The sequence below is a fragment of the Micromonospora globbae genome (assembly GCF_036184225.1).
Classification (GTDB): Bacteria; Actinomycetota; Actinomycetes; order Mycobacteriales; family Micromonosporaceae; genus Micromonospora; species Micromonospora globbae.
Genome location: NZ_CP108084.1, coordinates 109186 through 124554, shown reverse-complemented (window position 1 = coordinate 124554; position 15369 = coordinate 109186). Strand labels below are relative to the sequence as shown.

General features: G+C 73.3%; 11 protein-coding genes. 1 reads left to right on the top strand and 10 read right to left on the bottom strand.

Annotation, left to right across the window (positions count from 1 at the left end; translation table 11 throughout):
- Positions 1 to 36: 36 nt before the first annotated feature.
- The 10 genes from OG994_RS00595 to ppdK form a co-directional block, all read right to left on the bottom strand.
- Positions 37 to 570 carry a hypothetical protein gene (locus tag OG994_RS00595; RefSeq protein WP_328851870.1) on the bottom strand — a complete coding sequence of 178 codons (534 nt, stop codon included), beginning with the start codon at positions 568 to 570 and terminating at the stop codon, positions 37 to 39.
- Complete coding sequence (dnaG, locus tag OG994_RS00590; RefSeq protein WP_120330285.1) at positions 571 to 2463, bottom strand: DNA primase; 1893 nt, start codon at positions 2461 to 2463, stop codon at positions 571 to 573.
- Positions 2464 to 2562: 99 nt separating this feature from the next.
- Positions 2563 to 2814 (bottom strand): helix-turn-helix transcriptional regulator, encoded by a 252-nt coding sequence (locus OG994_RS00585; protein WP_120330284.1) that lies wholly within the window; start codon positions 2812 to 2814, stop codon positions 2563 to 2565.
- A 10-nt stretch (positions 2815 to 2824) separates the two neighbouring features.
- Complete coding sequence (locus OG994_RS00580; RefSeq protein ID WP_120330283.1) at positions 2825 to 3679, bottom strand: ABC transporter permease; 855 nt, start codon at positions 3677 to 3679, stop codon at positions 2825 to 2827.
- Positions 3676 to 4647: an ABC transporter ATP-binding protein gene (locus tag OG994_RS00575; protein ID WP_120330402.1), complete on the bottom strand. Its 972-nt coding sequence runs from the start codon at positions 4645 to 4647 to the stop codon at positions 3676 to 3678. The genes OG994_RS00580 and OG994_RS00575 overlap by 4 nt, the downstream gene beginning before the upstream one ends.
- Positions 4648 to 4739: 92 nt before the next feature.
- The gene (locus OG994_RS00570; protein ID WP_328851869.1) at positions 4740 to 6380 is read right to left on the bottom strand and encodes a BCCT family transporter; all 1641 of its coding nucleotides are present in this window, start codon (positions 6378 to 6380) and stop codon (positions 4740 to 4742) included.
- Positions 6381 to 6469: 89 nt separating this feature from the next.
- On the bottom strand, positions 6470 to 7300 hold the full coding sequence (locus OG994_RS00565) for a siderophore-interacting protein (RefSeq protein ID WP_328851868.1): 831 nt from the start codon (positions 7298 to 7300) through the stop codon (positions 6470 to 6472).
- A 15-nt stretch (positions 7301 to 7315) separates the two neighbouring features.
- Entirely contained in the window at positions 7316 to 8647 is a 1332-nt protein-coding gene (locus OG994_RS00560) for a deoxyguanosinetriphosphate triphosphohydrolase (protein WP_407942589.1), read from the bottom strand.
- A gap of 45 nt (positions 8648 to 8692) precedes the next feature.
- Positions 8693 to 9043, bottom strand: coding sequence for a VOC family protein (locus tag OG994_RS00555; protein ID WP_120330280.1), 351 nt, complete (start codon positions 9041 to 9043; stop codon positions 8693 to 8695).
- A 223-nt stretch (positions 9044 to 9266) separates the two neighbouring features.
- Positions 9267 to 11975 carry a pyruvate, phosphate dikinase gene (gene ppdK, locus OG994_RS00550; RefSeq protein WP_120330279.1) on the bottom strand — a complete coding sequence of 903 codons (2709 nt, stop codon included), beginning with the start codon at positions 11973 to 11975 and terminating at the stop codon, positions 9267 to 9269.
- A 310-nt stretch (positions 11976 to 12285) separates the two neighbouring features.
- On the opposite strand from ppdK, the gene OG994_RS00545 reads away from it, so the two are divergent.
- Positions 12286 to 14172 carry a beta-N-acetylhexosaminidase gene (locus OG994_RS00545; protein WP_328851866.1) on the top strand — a complete coding sequence of 629 codons (1887 nt, stop codon included), beginning with the start codon at positions 12286 to 12288 and terminating at the stop codon, positions 14170 to 14172.
- Positions 14173 to 15369: the final 1197 nt, after the last annotated feature.

The window sequence follows — 15369 nt, the reverse complement described above, 5'->3', positions numbered from 1 at the left end:
CGGGAGGTGATTCCGCGCCGGCGGCCGTCCCGCCGGTCAGACGTCGGCGGGGGCGGTCGCGGCGCGGGCCGCGGCGACCAGCCGGTCGGTCTCCGCGACCACCTCGGCGTCGTCGGTCGGGGTGCCCGGGTCGTAGCGGACGGTCCACGTCAGACCGTCCACCCCGGGGACGCGCCGGGCCGCGATCCGGCCGGCGCCCGTGGGCAGCCGGTGGTGCTGGGTGTACGCCACCGAGCGGGTGACCCGGGCCCGCACCTGGTGCGGCAGGTCACCGGGATCGAGCAGCAGGTACGTCTTCGGGTCGGCGTCGGCGACCACCAGGTAGCCGTCCCGTTCGGCGACGTTCTCGGCCGGGGTGACCGTCAGCTCCCGGCCGGACCAGACCGCCTTCAGCAGTTCGTGCCAGCCCAGCCGCTCGTCGCCGGGCAGCCAGAGCCCGCGGTTGGTGGCCACCAGGACGCCGTTGCCCGTCCCGTCTCCGGCCGCCGCCCACGCCAGCACCCGCTCGTCGGACCCCAGCGGCGGGCGGTCGGCCGCGGGCAGCTTGGGTCGGCGGTTGAACAGTCCCATCTACAGCCCTCCCGCGGCCTGCTCCCGCAACGCCCGGGCGTGCTGCTCCAGCGAGAGCAGCTCACCGAAGAGCGCGAAGTACTCGTCCTTGTTGCTCACCGGGTTGATCCGCTGGATCCGGGACTTCAGGTCCTTGATCCGGCCGGTGACCGACCCCCACTGGAGCCGGGCCATCGTCACCGAGACGTACCGCGGATCCGGCTCGCCGTCGATGCGCAGCGGCTCGACGGCGAGTTCGGCCACGAGGGCCTGCCCGGCGAGGTCCGTGCAGGCGTCGCGCACCGACTCGATCCACACCGCGCCGCCGGTGGCCGCCGCGACCCCGCCGGCCGCCGCGATGGCCTCGCGGACGGCCACGTGGACGGGGTGCCGGTACTCCGCGGCCTCCACCGCGTCGAACATCGGCCCGGCGAGCACCGGCTGCTGGAGGGCGAGCTTCAGCGCCTCCCGCTCGACCATCGACTGCGGGCTGTCCACCGCCGGCTGGGCCGCGGAGCGGGTGGCCGGGGCGGGAGCCTCCCGGCCGGCGCCCGTCGACAGGGCCGCCTGCACGGCACGCTGCACCGGCTCGATCTCCATGCCGAGGTCGCCGGCGAGCTTGCGGACGTACTCCGGGCGCTTCTCCCGGTCCTTGATCTTCGCGACCAGCGGCGCGGCCCGGCGCATCGCCTCCACCCGGCCGTCGACGGTGTCGAGGTCGAAGCGGCTGATGACGTGGCGCAGCGCGAAGTCGACCAGCGGCTCCCGGCGGGCGACGAGGTCGCGCACCGCGAGGTCGCCCTTGGCCAGCCGCAGCTCGCAGGGGTCCATGTTGTCGGGGCTGACCGCGATGAACGTACGCCCGACGAAGCGCTGGTCGTCGTCGAACGCCCGCAGCGCCGCCTTCTGCCCGGCGGCGTCGCCGTCGAAGGTGAAGATGATCTCGCCGGCGCGTTCGTCGCTGTCGAAGAGCACCCGGCGCAGGACCGAGATGTGGTCGGCGCCGAACGCCGTGCCGCAGGTCGCCACGGCCGTGGGCACGTCGGCCAGGTGGCAGGCCATCACGTCGGTGTAGCCCTCCACCACGACCACCTTGCCCTGCTTGGCGATCTCCCGCTTGGCCTGGTCGATGCCGTAGAGGACGTGCGACTTCTTGTAGATCGGGGTCTCGGGGGTGTTCAGGTACTTCGGGCCGTCGTCGTCGTCGAACAGCTTGCGCGCCCCGAAGCCGATCACGTCGCCGGTGATGTCGCGGATCGGCCACATCAGGCGGCGGCGGAACCGGTCGATCAGCGTGCCCGACCGGGACGGGCGGGACAGCCCGGCGGTGACCAGCTCGTCGGCGGTGAAGCCGCGCTGGCGCAGGTGCTTCGTGAGTTGGTCCCAGGCGTCGGGGGCGAACCCGCACGCGTACCGCTCGGCCGCCGCCCGGTCGAACCCGCGCGCGGCCAGGAACTCCCGGGCCGGCCGGGCGGGCGCCGTGGTGAGCTGCGACCGGTAGAACTCGACAGCGGCGGCGTGCGCGGCCACCAGGCGCTGACGCTGCCCCTGCTGCGGGCGGCTCCGCGGCGCGGACGAGTCCGACTCCACGTACCGCAGCTGGATGCCGGCGCGGGCGGCGAGCCGCTCGACGGCCTCGACGAAGCTGAGGTGGTCGGCGTCCATGAGGAACTTGATGGCGTCGCCGCCGGCGCCGCAGCCGAAGCAGTACCAGACGTTGCGCGCCGGCGAGACGTTGAACGACGGGCTCTTCTCGTCGTGGAAGGGGCAGAGCCCCTTTAGGTTGCCGCCGCCGGCCGACCGGAGGGTCACCGTCTCGGAGATGATGTCCGCGATCGAGGTGCGCTCCCGGACCAGCGCGATGTCCTCGTCCCGGATCCGCCCCGCCATGTCCGCCACCTCCTCGGCGTACATCCTGCCCTGCCGGACCGACGATCCGCCGCCGGGGGCGTGGCGTGTGACGGGCGACCGCGACGCGGCACCCTCCGGGCAGGGTCGCCCGGAGGGTGGCGGTCACGCCGTGCGGCCGGCCTCCGCGGCGGTGTCCCCGATCCGGGGGAACGGTTCGATCGAGAAGACCACCTCGACCGGCACCTCGAAGTACGCGGCGATCCGCAGCGCCAGGTGCAGGCTGGGGCGGAACTCGCCGCGCTCCAGGTAGCCGACCGTCTGGTAGTGCACACCCAGCGCGTCGGCGAGCTGGCGCCGGGAGATGCCCCGCTCGGCGCGCAGCACCGCGATCCGGTTGTGCACGGTCTCGCTCATCGGCACCCTCTCACATGATGGCCTGCTGCATCGCCCGCTCACGGCGGGCGGCGACCCGGGAACCGGACTCCCGGCGCGCCATCCGCCGCAGCACGACGGGGGCGAGCACCAGCCCGAGCACCGCCCACGCGCCGAGCACACCGAGCGTCTCCAGGTGCCGCCACGAACCGCCGAGCTCGACCGCCGCCAGGTTGTCCGGCAGCAGCGCCGAGCGCATCCCCAACCCTAGCCAGTAGATCGGGAACACCTGGGCGACGGCCTGGACCCACCCCGGGTAGCCGTTGATGGGATAGAAGATGCCCGACAGCGCGATCAGACCCATCATCGGCAGCATGACGAGCCCGAGGTTGCGCGGGTTCTCGATAAGCGAGCCGATCACCGCGCCGATGGGCAGCGTGGCGACAAGGCCGATAACCACGACCCAGAGCAGGGTGAACCAGGCGCTCGCCTCGGTCAGCCGGAGCCCGTCCACCAGGAACAGCGCCGGCACGAGCTGGATGACCATGCTCACCAGCGCGACCGTCGAGATCGACGTGAGCTTGCCGACCAGGTAGCCGAGCATCCCGTTCGGCGTGGCCTTGGCCCGCAGGAGCGTCCCGTCCTCGCGTTCGACGACGAGCTGCTGGGCGAGCGTGATCAGGCCGCCGAACGCCAGCCCCATGCCGAGGATGCTGGGCAGCGTGCGGGTGCCGAGGGAGAAGCCGGTGCCGGGCACCGTCGCCCCGCGCATGAAGAAGATGGTGACCAGCAGGATGAGGGTCGGGAAGACGTAGCCCCACAGGTCCTGCGCGTTCGTGAAGCTGTTGCGCAGCTCGGTGAGGCCGCGCTGGACACCGGCCCGGACGGCCGCTCTGGTCGGGTTCATGCCTCGCTCCCCTGCTTCCACACGGCCGCCGCGCCGGCCCGGCCGCCGGATTCCTGCTCGTGTACGAGCGCGATGTACGCGTCCTCCAGGCTGGCCCGGCGGACCTCCAGCTCCTGCACGCCGTCGCCGTACTGCCGGAACAGCTCCCGCAGGAAGGCGGTGGCGTCGGCCGCGGAGTGCACGAACCGCTCGCCGTCCCGGGTCCAGCGGATCTCGGCGTTGCCGGCCACGCGGCGGGACAGATCGTCCGGCGTGCCCTCGGCGATGATGCGGCCACCGGCCAGGATGAGGATCCGGTCGGCGAGCTTCTCCGCCTCGTCCAGGTCGTGCGTGGTGAGCAGGATCGTCGTGTCGTCCAGGTCGGCCAGCCGGTGCACCAGCTCGTGGAACTCCCGGCGGGCGGCCGGGTCGAAGCCGACCGTCGGCTCGTCGAGGAACAGCAGCTCGGGGCGGCCCACGATGCCGACGGCCACGTCGAGCCGGCGGCGCTGCCCGCCGGAGAGCTGGTTGACCCGCTTGCCCGCGTGGGCGGTGAGGCCGACGGTGTCCAGCAGCTCGTCGACCGGCCAGGGCCGGGGGATCCGGTCGGTGGAGTACGGGGCGTAGAACGCGCCGAGGTGCGCCAGCAGCTCCCGGACCCGCCACTTGCCGTGGTCCCGCCAGGACTGGAGCACGACGCCCAGCCGGGCGCGCCAGCGCTCGTCGCCCCGCCCCGGATCGACGCCGAGGACGCGGACGTCACCGGCCGATCGCATGCGGAACCCTTCGAGGATCTCGATCGTCGTCGTCTTGCCGGCGCCGTTCGGCCCGAGCAGCGCGATGACCTCACCCCGCCGGGCGGTGAGGTCGACGCCGTGCAGCACGTCGACGGTGCCGTACCGCATGCGCAGGTCGCGGACGTGGAGGACCACGTCCTCGTCGGGTGGGTGCGGAGTCGAGGCGACTCCCGGGAGCTCGACCGCAGTCATGACCATCCCCCAGTTGGCGAATTACTGCGGCAAAATGTAGCACCCCTACTACATATCGAGGTACACCCGCTCTCGGTCGGGGGCGCGACACCTCATCCCGGGCGCCGGTGGAACCACCGGGTCACCGGCGGCGGATCCTCCTCCTCGTACGACCGGGCGGCGCGCACGGCGGCGGCCAGGCCGGACCGGCGCATCCGGGGTGGCGGGTTGACGGCGGGATCCCGCGCCATGTCCCGGAGCAGCGCCGCCGCGAGGACGAGCATCACGAGCACGAACGGCAGCGCCACGAGGATCGTCGCCTGTTGCAGGGCGTCCAGCCCGCCGGCGAGCAGCAGCACGGCGGCCACCGCGCCGATCAGCACGCCCCACACCACGACGAGCCAGCGGCGCGGGCGCAACGTCCCCCGGGAGGTCAGCGAGCCGAGCACCAGCGCGGCCGAGTCGGCGCCCGTCACGAAGAAGAGGGCCACGAGCACCATCGCCAGGACCGACGTCAGCCCGGCCAGCGGCAGCGCCTCCAGCAGCCCGAACAGCGCCCGTTCGGTGCCCGCGCGGACGTCGGCGACCAGGTCGCGGGTGCCCGTGGCCTGGGTCCGCAGCGCGCTGCCGCCCATGATCGCGAACCAGACGACGCTGGCCCCGCTCGGCACCAGCAGCACGCCGGTGACGAACTGGCGGACCGTGCGGCCACGGGAGATGCGGGCGATGAAGATCCCGACGAACGGCGCCCACGAGATCCACCACGCCCAGTAGAAGATGGTCCAGGAGCCGAGCCAGGCCGGGTCGGAGAAGGCGCCGGTACGGGTCGACATGAACACGAGGTTGGTCAGGTAGTCGCCGACCGAGGCCGGGAGCACCTCCAGCGTGTAGACGGTCGGCCCGACCACGAACACGAAGATCATCAGCACGACGGCCAGGACGACGTTCGTGGTGGAGAGCCACTTGATGCCGCGGTGCAGGCCGGACACGGCGGAGACCACGAAGGCCAGCGTGAGCGCGGCGATCACCACGAGCTCGACCGCCACCGTGTCCGGCACCCGGGTGACCAGGCCGAGCCCGGCGGCCACCTGGAGCGCGCCGAGGCCGAGGCTGGTGGCCGAGCCGAAGACGGTGGCGAAGACCGCCAGCAGGTCGACCACCCGGCCCAGCACACCGTCGGCACGGGCGCCGAGCACCGGCCGGAACGCGGCGGAGAGGCGGTTCTCCCGGCCCTTCCGGAAGGTCGAGTACGCGAGCGCCAGCGCCACCACCGCGTAGATCGACCACGGGTGCAGCGTCCAGTGGAAGAGCGTGTACTGCATGGCCGCCGCGCCGGCCGCGCCGGTGTTCGGCGCGACCCCGGTGGCCGGGGGCGGGACGGCGAAGTGCTCGATCGGCTCGGCCACCGCGTAGAAGACCAGCCCGATGCCCATCCCGGTGCTGAACATCATCGACACCCACGCGAGCGTGCTGAACTCGGGCTCGTCGTCGTCGGCGCCGAGGCGGATCCGGCCGAAGCGGCTCGCCGCGATCACCAGCGAGAGCACCACGAAGGCGTCGGCCGCCACGACGAAGAACCAGCCGAAGGTGCTGATGACCCAGGCCAGCCCCTCCCGGCCGGCAACGGCGAGGGATCCCCGGGCCAGGACGCCCCACAGCACGACGGCCAGCACCCCGCCGGCGCTGAGCGCCAGCACGACCCGGTCGACCGGTCGGTTCGCGCCGGCCCCCGGCTCCTCCACCTGCTCGCTCATGGGCACCCCCTGCCCATCCTCGGCAGCGGGAGGGCGTCACAGGGTGCATATCGGGCGAAGCGTCGGCGACCGACACCCGCCGGGGCGGGTCAGGCGGCGAGCGCCTCCTCGGCCTCGACCTGCCGCTTCCACTCGGGCTTGCTGGCCCGCCAGCCCTCGTCGTCCATGCCGAGGCGCCAGTAGCCGGAGATGGAGAGCATCTCCCGGGGCACGCCGCGCTCGATCCGCAGCAGCCGGCGCAGCTCCTTCACGAACGTCGCCTCGCCGTGCACGAACGCGTGCACGGCACCGGGCGGGAAGTCGAGGTCCCGCACGGCCGCCACGAGGGCGTCGCCCACCCGCCGGGCGCCCCGGTGCAGCCAGCACAGCTCGACGGCGCCCCGGCTGTGCAGCGCCAGCTCGTCGGCCGGCCCGTCGACCTCCAGGAACACCTTCGCCGGCGCGCCGGCCGGCAGCCGCTCCAGCGCCGCGGCGATCGCCGGCAGCGCGCTCTCGTCGCCCACCATCAGGTGCCAGTCCGCGTCCGGGCTCGGGGCGTACCCGCCGCCGGGGCCGACGAAGCGCACGGGGTCACCGGGGCGCAGGCGGGCCGCCCACGGCCCGGCCAGCCCCTCGTCGCCGTGGTACACGACGTCGACGGTGAGCTCCCCGGCCCACGGGTCGAAGGCCCGCACGGTGTACGTCCGCAGCCGCGGCCAGTACGCGCGGGGCAGTTCGCGGCGGATCGCGTCGAGGTCGAACGGCACGGGGTACGCCACACCGGGCTGCGGGAAGACCACCTTGATGTAGTGGTCGGTGAACTCTCCCACGGGCAGCCCAGCCAGCTCCTCCCCGCCGAGGACGAGGCGGATGAGGCGCGGGGTGGGCCGCTCGGTGCGCAGGACCCGGGCCGACGTGACCTTCGTACGGCGTTCCGACATGTTGGTTAGGCTACCCTAACTTCGCGGGCCGGCCGCCGTGGGGTCGGTCCGGGCGGCTCGACCGCCCTCGCCGACCAGGCGGGCGTGCCAGGCCACCGCGGCCGGGTCGGTGAGCGAGGCCACCTGGTCGACCACCACGCGCAGCCGGGCGGCGTCGTCCGGCGCGGCCCGCCACAGCGGGGCGAAGACCGGGTCGAGCCCGTCCGGCGCCCGGTCGGCCAGGACGGCCACCAGCTCGGCCAGGACCGCCCGCTGCCACTCGTAGCGGGCGTGCGCACCCGGGCGCCGCATCACGTAGCGCAGCGCGATCCCCTTGAGCAGCGCGCACCGCGCCCGCACCGGTCGGGGCACCACGAGGTCGGCGGCGTACCGGCGGTGCGGGCCGGGGCCGAACCGCTCCTCCGTGGCCGCGACGGCCGCCGTGACGAAACGCCCGGTCAGCACACTCGTCGTCGTCTTGAGCGCGGCCTGGGCACGGTGGCTGCCGTCGTAGCCGGCCAGCGGCGCGAGGACCGGGTCGGCGAGCAGTTCGACCAGCACCTCGGCGAGGTCGGACGGGGACTCGCCGGAGTAGGTGGCCGCCACGTCGGCGCAGAGCGCGGCCCGCTCGTCGGCGTCGACCAGCAGCGGGCGCAGCGTCACGTACCCGCCGTGGATGCCGTCCTCGACGTCGTGCACCGAGTACGCCACGTCGTCGGCCCAGTCCATCACCTGCGCCTCCAGGCAGCGTCGCTCCCCCGGCGGCGCGCCCGCCCGGATCCAGGCGAACACGTCGGCGTCGTCGGCGTACACCCCGAACTTGCGCTCCCCCGGCCGGCGCGGCCAGGGGTACTTGCCGACCCCGTCGAGCGAGGCGCGGGTGAGGTTCAGCCCGGCGGAGGAGCCGTCCGGGGCGAGCACCTTGGCCTCCAGCCGGGTGAGCACCCGCAGCGTCTGCGCGTTGCCCTCGAAGCCGCCGCACGGGGCGGCCAGCAGGTCGAGCGCGGCCTCCCCGTTGTGCCCGAACGGCGGGTGCCCCAGGTCGTGGGCCAGCCCGGCCACGTCCACCACGTCCGGGTCGCAGCCCAGCCGGGCACCCATCTCCCGGGCGATCTGGGCGACCTCCAGCGAGTGGGTCAGCCGCGTACGCAGGAAGTCGTCGGTGCCGGCCGTGTGCACCTGGGTCTTGGCGGCGAGCCGGCGGAACGCGGCCGAGTGCAGCACCCGGGCCCGGTCCCGCTCGTACGGCGACCGGCCGTGGCCGGTGTCCTTGGGCGGCTCGGGCACCCGGCGTTCCGCGTCCGGCGCGCCGGGAACGTCCGCGTTCCGTACGGCACGCCCGTCCCGCTCCCGGCCGGCGTCCGGCACGGTGCCGGCGCCCGGAGGCGGCTGCCCGCTCAACCGGTCACCGGCCTAGCCCCGCTGCTGGAGCACGCAGAACTCGTTGCCCTCCGGGTCGGCGAGCACCGTCCAGCCGACGTCGCCCTGGCCGATGTCGACGTGCCGGGCGCCCATGTCGACCAGCCGCTCGACCTCGGCCTCCCGGTCGCTCGGGCGCAGGTCGATGTGCAGGCGGTTCTTGGTCTCCTTGGCCTCCGTGACCGGCACGAAGACGATGCCCGGGAGGCGGTCGGCCGACGGGCGGATCTCCACGGCGTCCGGCTTCTCGGTGACGATCTGGTAGCCGAGGGCCTCGGCCCACCAGCGGGCAAGCCGCGGCGGATCGTGGGCGTCGACGGTCAGGCTCTCCCAGACGCTGGTCATGCAGCCACCCTTCCGCATCCACGGAGTACGAGCGAGCCAAGGTTACGCCCGCGGCAGCCGTACGGCGCGCCGGGCGACCGCACCGCGCCACGCCGAGCGGGCGCCGGGCGATCGCACCCTGCCACGCCGAGCCGCGACCCCGGCGCCCTCCGCACGCCAGCCCGTCGAGAGGGGCCCCGCGCCACCACGGGTGGACAAGGGGCCCCCACCAGGACGTCGGCGATCAGCGGCTGTCCGAGCCGGCGGTCTCCACGGCGGCACGGCCCGCCTCGAGCCGCGCCACCGGCACCCGGAACGGGGAGCAGGAGACGTAGTCGAGGCCCACCGAGTGGAAGAAGTGCACCGAGTCCGGGTCGCCGCCGTGCTCGCCGCAGACGCCGAGCTTCAGTCCGGGCCGGGCGGCCCGCCCCTCCTCGGCGGCGATGCGCACGAGCCGGCCGATGCCCTCGGCGTCGATCGACTCGAACGGCGAGATGCCGAAGATGCCCAGCTCCAGGTAGCGCCAGAAGAACGCCGCCTCGACGTCGTCGCGGGAGAAGCCCCAGCCCATCTGGGTGAGGTCGTTCGTGCCGAAGGAGAAGAACTCGGCGGCCTCGGCGATCTGGCCGGCGGTCAGCGCGGCCCGCGGCACCTCGATCATCGTGCCGATCAGCACCTCGACCCCGCTGTCACCGACCACCTCCGAGATGATCTTCTCGGCCTCGGCGCGGACCGTCTCCAGCTCCTGCACGGCGCCGACCAGCGGGACCATGATCTCCGGGCAGGCCGAGCCGCCCTCGCGCACCACGGCCACGGCGGCCTCCGCGATCGCGCGGACCTGCATGGCGAACAGGCCCGGGATGACCAGTCCGAGCCGTACGCCGCGCAGCCCGAGCATCGGGTTCTCCTCGTGCATCCGCCGGACGGCGGCGAGCAGCGCCTCCTCCTTGGCCACGTCCTCGCCCCGCTCCTGCGCGACGGCCACGTTGACGGCGAGCTGTTCGAGCGGGGGCAGGAACTCGTGCAGCGGCGGGTCGATCAGCCGGACGGTCACCGGCATCCCGTCCATCGCCCGGAAGATGTCCACGAAGTCGGCCCGTTGCAGCGGCAGCAGCGCGGCGAGGGCCGCCTCGCGCTCGTCGTCGGTGCGGGCCAGGATGAGCCGCTCGACCAGCTCCCGCCGGTCGCCGAGGAACATGTGCTCGGTGCGGCACAGCCCGATGCCCTCGGCGCCGAAGCGCCGGGCACGGGCCGCGTCGTCGGCGGTGTCGGCGTTCGTCCGCACCGCCAGCCGCCGCCGCTGGTCGGCGTGGGTCATGATCCGGTGTACGGCGCGGACGAGCGGGTCGTCGGTCTGCTCCGGGTCGAGGGTGCCCTCGAAGTACTGCACGACCTCGGACGGCGTGACCGGCACCTCGCCGAGGTAGACCTTGCCCGTGGTGCCGTCGATGGAGATGACGTCGCCCTCGTTCACCGTCCGCCCGCCGACGGTGAACCTCCGCTGCGGGATGTCCACGTCGAGTTCGTCGGCGCCGGACACGCACGTCTTGCCCATGCCCCGGGCCACGACGGCCGCGTGGCTGGTCTTCCCGCCACGGGAGGTGAGGATGCCCTTGGCGGCGATCATGCCGTTCAGGTCGTCGGGGTTGGTCTCCCGCCGGACGAGGATCACCGACTCGCCCTGCGCGGCCATCTCGACCGCCCGGTCCGAGCTGAAGACGGCCTTGCCGGACGCGGCGCCCGGGGAGGCGCCGACGCCCTTGGCCACCGGCTCGAAGTCGTGGTCGAGCCGGAACCGGGGGAACATCAGCTGGGCCAGTTGCGCGCCGTTGACCCGGTGCAGCGCCTCGTCCAGGTCGATGAGGCCCTCGTCGACGAGCTGCCCGGCGATGACGAACGCGGCGGCGGCCGTCCGCTTGCCGACCCGGGTCTGGAGCATCCAGAGCTTGCCCCGCTCGATGGTGAACTCGATGTCGCAGAGGTCCTTGTAGTGCTCCTCGAGCCGGGCCATGTAGCCGAGCAGCTCGTCGTACGACTTCTTGTCGATCCGCTCCAGTTCCTGCAACGGCACGGTGTTGCGGATGCCGGCCACCACGTCCTCGCCCTGGGCGTTGGCGAGGTAGTCGCCGTAGATGCCCTGGGCGCCACTGGCCGGGTCGCGGGTGAAGGCGACACCGGTCCCGGAGTCGGGGCCGAGGTTGCCGAAGACCATGGTCACCACGTTGACGGCGGTGCCGAGGTCGGCGGGGATCCGCTCCTGCCGGCGGTAGACGACCGCCCGCTCGGCGTTCCACGACTCGAACACCGCCCGGATGGCGAGGTCCAGCTGTTCGCGCGGGTCCTGCGGGAACTCCCGCCCGGTGTGCTTGGCGAAGATCTTCTTGTACGCGTCGACGAGCGCGCGCAGGTCGTCGGCGTCGAGGTCGAGGTCGCTGGTGGTGCCCTTGGCGCGCTTGGCCTCGTCCAGCGCCTGCTCGAACTCCTCGCCCGGCACGTCGCAGACCGTCTTGCCGAACATCTGGATGAGGCGGCGGTACGAGTCCCAGGCGAACCGGTCGTTGCCGCCGGCCTGGGCGCTGAGCCCGATGACGCTGCGGTCGTTGAGGCCGACGTTGAGGACGGTCTCCATCATCCCGGGCATCGAGAACTTGGCGCCGGAGCGTACGGAGACCAGCAGCGGGTCGTCCGGGTCGCCGAGGCGGCGGCCCATCTCCCGCTCCAGCGACTCCAGGTGCGCCTCGATCTGGTCGGCGAGACCGGCCGGCTCCTCACCGGTCGCGAGGTACGCCTTGCAGGCCTCGGTCGTGATGGTGAAACCGGGCGGCACCGGAAGGCCGAGGTTGGTCATCTCGGCCAGGTTGGCCCCCTTGCCACCGAGCAGGTCCTTGAGATCCTTGTTGCCCTCGGCGAAGTCGTACACGTACTTGTGGTCGACCGTCTCTTGCGCTGCCACCAGACCCTCCAACGCGCGCCATTGACACTTAACGAAGGTTCAGTTCGGACATACCCCGAGGGCGACCACCGGCAATCCGGCGTCGTCCAACGATCGGTGGGCGAAGGTTAAGCGAACATCGGGTGGCCTGGGACCGTTCGGTGACAATAGGCACAGCCATCACCACTATCCGCGTTCGTACCGGTTTTTGGGAACGCTTCCACGCGCATGATCACGCAATCGCCCCTGCCGCCGTACGCTTGAGGGCACTGGTTCTCGCTGAACCTGACCTTTGCCATATCCCGCCCGAATACACCCGGGAGCCCTCGCCGTGACGACCACCCCCGCCACCCCGCCCGAGACCGGCCCCGACCCGCTCGACGAGCTGGGCGTGCCCACCCGGCGTCCGGCCGCCGCCGAGCTGGCCCGGAGCGCCGCCCACCGCGCCGGCGACCTGCTCGCCCCGCCCGCACCCGTCCGGCTGGGTGACGTCGTCCCCGCTCCCGAGTTCGTGGCGCCCGACCCGGCGGCCGACTTCACGCTCACCGCCGACGCGGCGGTCCGGGTCAGCCCCGCGGGCCGGGACGTCGCCGAGGAGCTCGCGTCGCTGCTGCGGCCCGCCACCGGCTTCCCGCTGCCCGTCGCGGACGCGGCCGGCACCGAGGGCGACGGCCCGCTGGTCCTCACCGTCGCCACCGACCCGCTGGAGGCGGGGGCGGCCCCCCTTGGGCAGGACGTCGACGTGCCGGCGGTGACCGGCGGTGGGGAGCTGGGCGACGAGGGCTACCGCCTCGACGTGGCGCCGCACGGGATCCGAATCGTCGCCGCCACCCCGGCCGGGCTCTTCTACGGCGTGCAGACCCTGCGCCAGCTGCTGCCGCCGGCGATCGAGAGCCGGACGCCGGTGACCGAGCGCTGGACGGTGCCCGGCGGGTCGATCGTCGACCGGCCCCGCTTCGCGTACCGCGGGGCGATGCTCGACGTGGCCCGCCACTTCTTCCCGGTTGCCGACGTGCTGCGCGTCGTCGACCACCTGGCGCGCTACAAGCTCAACCACCTGCACCTGCACCTCACCGACGACCAGGGCTGGCGGATCGCCGTCGACTCGTGGCCGCGACTCGCGGAGGTCGGTGGCGTCACCGAGGTGGGCGGCGGGCCCGGCGGCTCGTACAGCGGGGAGGACTACCGCCGCATCGTCCGGTACGCCGCCCGCCGTCACGTCACCGTGGTGCCGGAGATCGACCTGCCCGGGCACACGAACGCCGCGCTGGTCGCGTACCCGGAGCTGGCGCCCGGCAAGGTCGCGCCGCCGCCGTACACCGGCACCGAGGTCGGCTTCAGCTACGTCGACCCCGCCGACGAGCGGACGTACGACTTCGTCGCCGACGTGCTCGGCGAGGTGGCCGCGCTCACGCCGGGGCCGTGGCTGCACATCGGCGGCGACGAGGCGTTCAAGGTGCCGGCGGACGTCTACCGGGGCTTCATCGAACGGGCCCAGCGACTGGTGGCGGCGACCGGGAAGACCGTGGTCGGCTGGCACCAGCTCGCCCCGGCCGCGCACGCCGACGGGCGGGTCCTCCAGTGGTGGGGCACCAACGGCGAGGACCCCGAGACGGCCGACGCCGTACGCCGCGGCGCCCGGCTGATCCTCTCCCCCGCCAACCACGCCTACCTGGACATGAAGTACACCCCGGACACCCCGATCGGCCACGACTGGGCGGGCCTGATCGACGTCCGCCGCGCGTACGACTGGGATCCGGGCACCCACATCGCCGGCGTGCCCGCCGAGGCGGTGCTCGGCGTGGAGGCGCCGCTCTGGACCGAGTCCGTGGCGACGCTCGCCGAGGTCGAGTTCATGCTCTTCCCCCGGCTGCCCGCCGTGGCCGAGCTGGCCTGGTCGCCGCGGTCGGCCCACGACTGGGCCGGCTTCCGCGAACGGCTGGCCGGGCACGGCCCCCGCTGGGCGGCGGCCGGAATCACCTTCCAGCCGTCGCCGGAGGTGCCCTGGCCGCCGAGCGAGACCACCGCAGCCGCTCCGGCAGCGGTGGCCCCCGCGTCGGAGCCGGCAGCAGCAGCTTCTGCGACGGAGCCCGCGGCAGCCCTTCCCGCGACGGAGCCGGCAGCTGCTGCGACGGAGCCGCTGACGGCTGCCCCGGCAGCAGCCGCCGACCCCATTCCCGGCCAACCGGCACCGGACACCACGGCCGAACCGGTCTAGCTGCCGCTGGGCACCCAGCTCGCGGCAGGCCACGGCCTATCCCTGGCCAGCGCCGTCCTATCCCTGGCCAGCGCCGTCCTATCCCTGGCCAGCGCCGTCCTATCCCTGGCCGGCGCCGTCGTGTTCGACCCGCTGTCCGCCGGCAGGGCGGTATCCCCGTCACCCGGTCACCGCCATGCCACCGGCATCGAGGTCGACCAGACGCGCCCAACCAGCCGGGCGCACACCGGTCGGGTGGACGCTATCGACCTGCCCCATATCTGGGGCACCACGGCCTCAGCGGCAACACGGGCCTACGGGCCCGGATCGAACGGCAGTCAAGGTCCGCCGATCGACGCGGACGAGGGTGCGGACGTCCCAGCCAGGGCACGGGGTCGCGTCTCCCAACCTCACGCCATCGCTGACGCACACCGCCCATGGCGATCGGAGGGTCGACCACGCGGCCACCTGGCGCTCCCAAGTCCCTACGCGCGGGGATGCTGAGCAGCATGTCCCATATCTGGGGCAGCTCGACAGGACACGAGCACACGTCTGTCCGCTGTGACAGGCGACGGCGCGGCATGTCACTACGCGCGGGGATGCTCGCAGCATGTCCCATATTTGGGGCAGCTCGGCAGCGCACGAGCACATGTGCCTGCTGTGAAAGACACACGCCGGGCGCCATGTTGGTTGCTCAACCGCCCGGGAGGGGACGCGCCCCATGCGGGCATAGTGTGCCTCGGCGTGCGCGCCGAGGCCGAGTCGCACCCGCCGGTCATGGTGTGCCCCGGGGCGGCGCGCCGAGGCCACAACATCGGGGATGTTGTGGCCTCGATCGCCCCTCGATGCGACAACATCCAGGAAATTGCGCGATCTTGTCGAGCGATCGGCGCGCGGGGGGCGTCGTGCGTGGCCCCGCAGGTGGCCTCGGCGGACGACGAACCGGGAACGACACCGGGCTCGCACCCGCAACGCGCGGGGTCGCACAGGATTACGCGGGATGGGGGCTGGGCGTGGCCGGCGATGTCGGAGCCGATTCAGCTCTAGAGGACCGCCCAACCCCGGTGGCCGCGGCGACGAACGTGGAAGGACGGGGCCTGCGCCGGGAACACCCATACGGGCCCGATCTGCGCCAACGGGCCCGGCTGCGGCTGGCGATGTCGGAGACGATTCAGCTCCAAAGCCCCGACCCGCACCCTTAGCTCGCCGCAGGCGACC

Excerpts from the sequence above, each read along its gene's own strand:
- dnaG (WP_120330285.1), bottom strand. The coding sequence starts at position 2,463 with ATGTACGCCGAGGAGGTGGCGGACATGGCGGGGCGGATCCGGGACGAG.
- OG994_RS00575 (WP_120330402.1), bottom strand. The coding sequence starts at position 4,647 with ATGACTGCGGTCGAGCTCCCGGGAGTCGCCTCGACTCCGCACCCACCC.
- OG994_RS00570 (WP_328851869.1), bottom strand. The coding sequence starts at position 6,380 with ATGAGCGAGCAGGTGGAGGAGCCGGGGGCCGGCGCGAACCGACCGGTC.
- OG994_RS00585 (WP_120330284.1), bottom strand. The coding sequence starts at position 2,814 with ATGAGCGAGACCGTGCACAACCGGATCGCGGTGCTGCGCGCCGAGCGG.
- OG994_RS00595 (WP_328851870.1), bottom strand. The coding sequence starts at position 570 with ATGGGACTGTTCAACCGCCGACCCAAGCTGCCCGCGGCCGACCGCCCG.
- OG994_RS00555 (WP_120330280.1), bottom strand. The coding sequence starts at position 9,043 with ATGACCAGCGTCTGGGAGAGCCTGACCGTCGACGCCCACGATCCGCCG.
- OG994_RS00580 (WP_120330283.1), bottom strand. The coding sequence starts at position 3,679 with ATGAACCCGACCAGAGCGGCCGTCCGGGCCGGTGTCCAGCGCGGCCTC.
- OG994_RS00565 (WP_328851868.1), bottom strand. The coding sequence starts at position 7,300 with ATGTCGGAACGCCGTACGAAGGTCACGTCGGCCCGGGTCCTGCGCACC.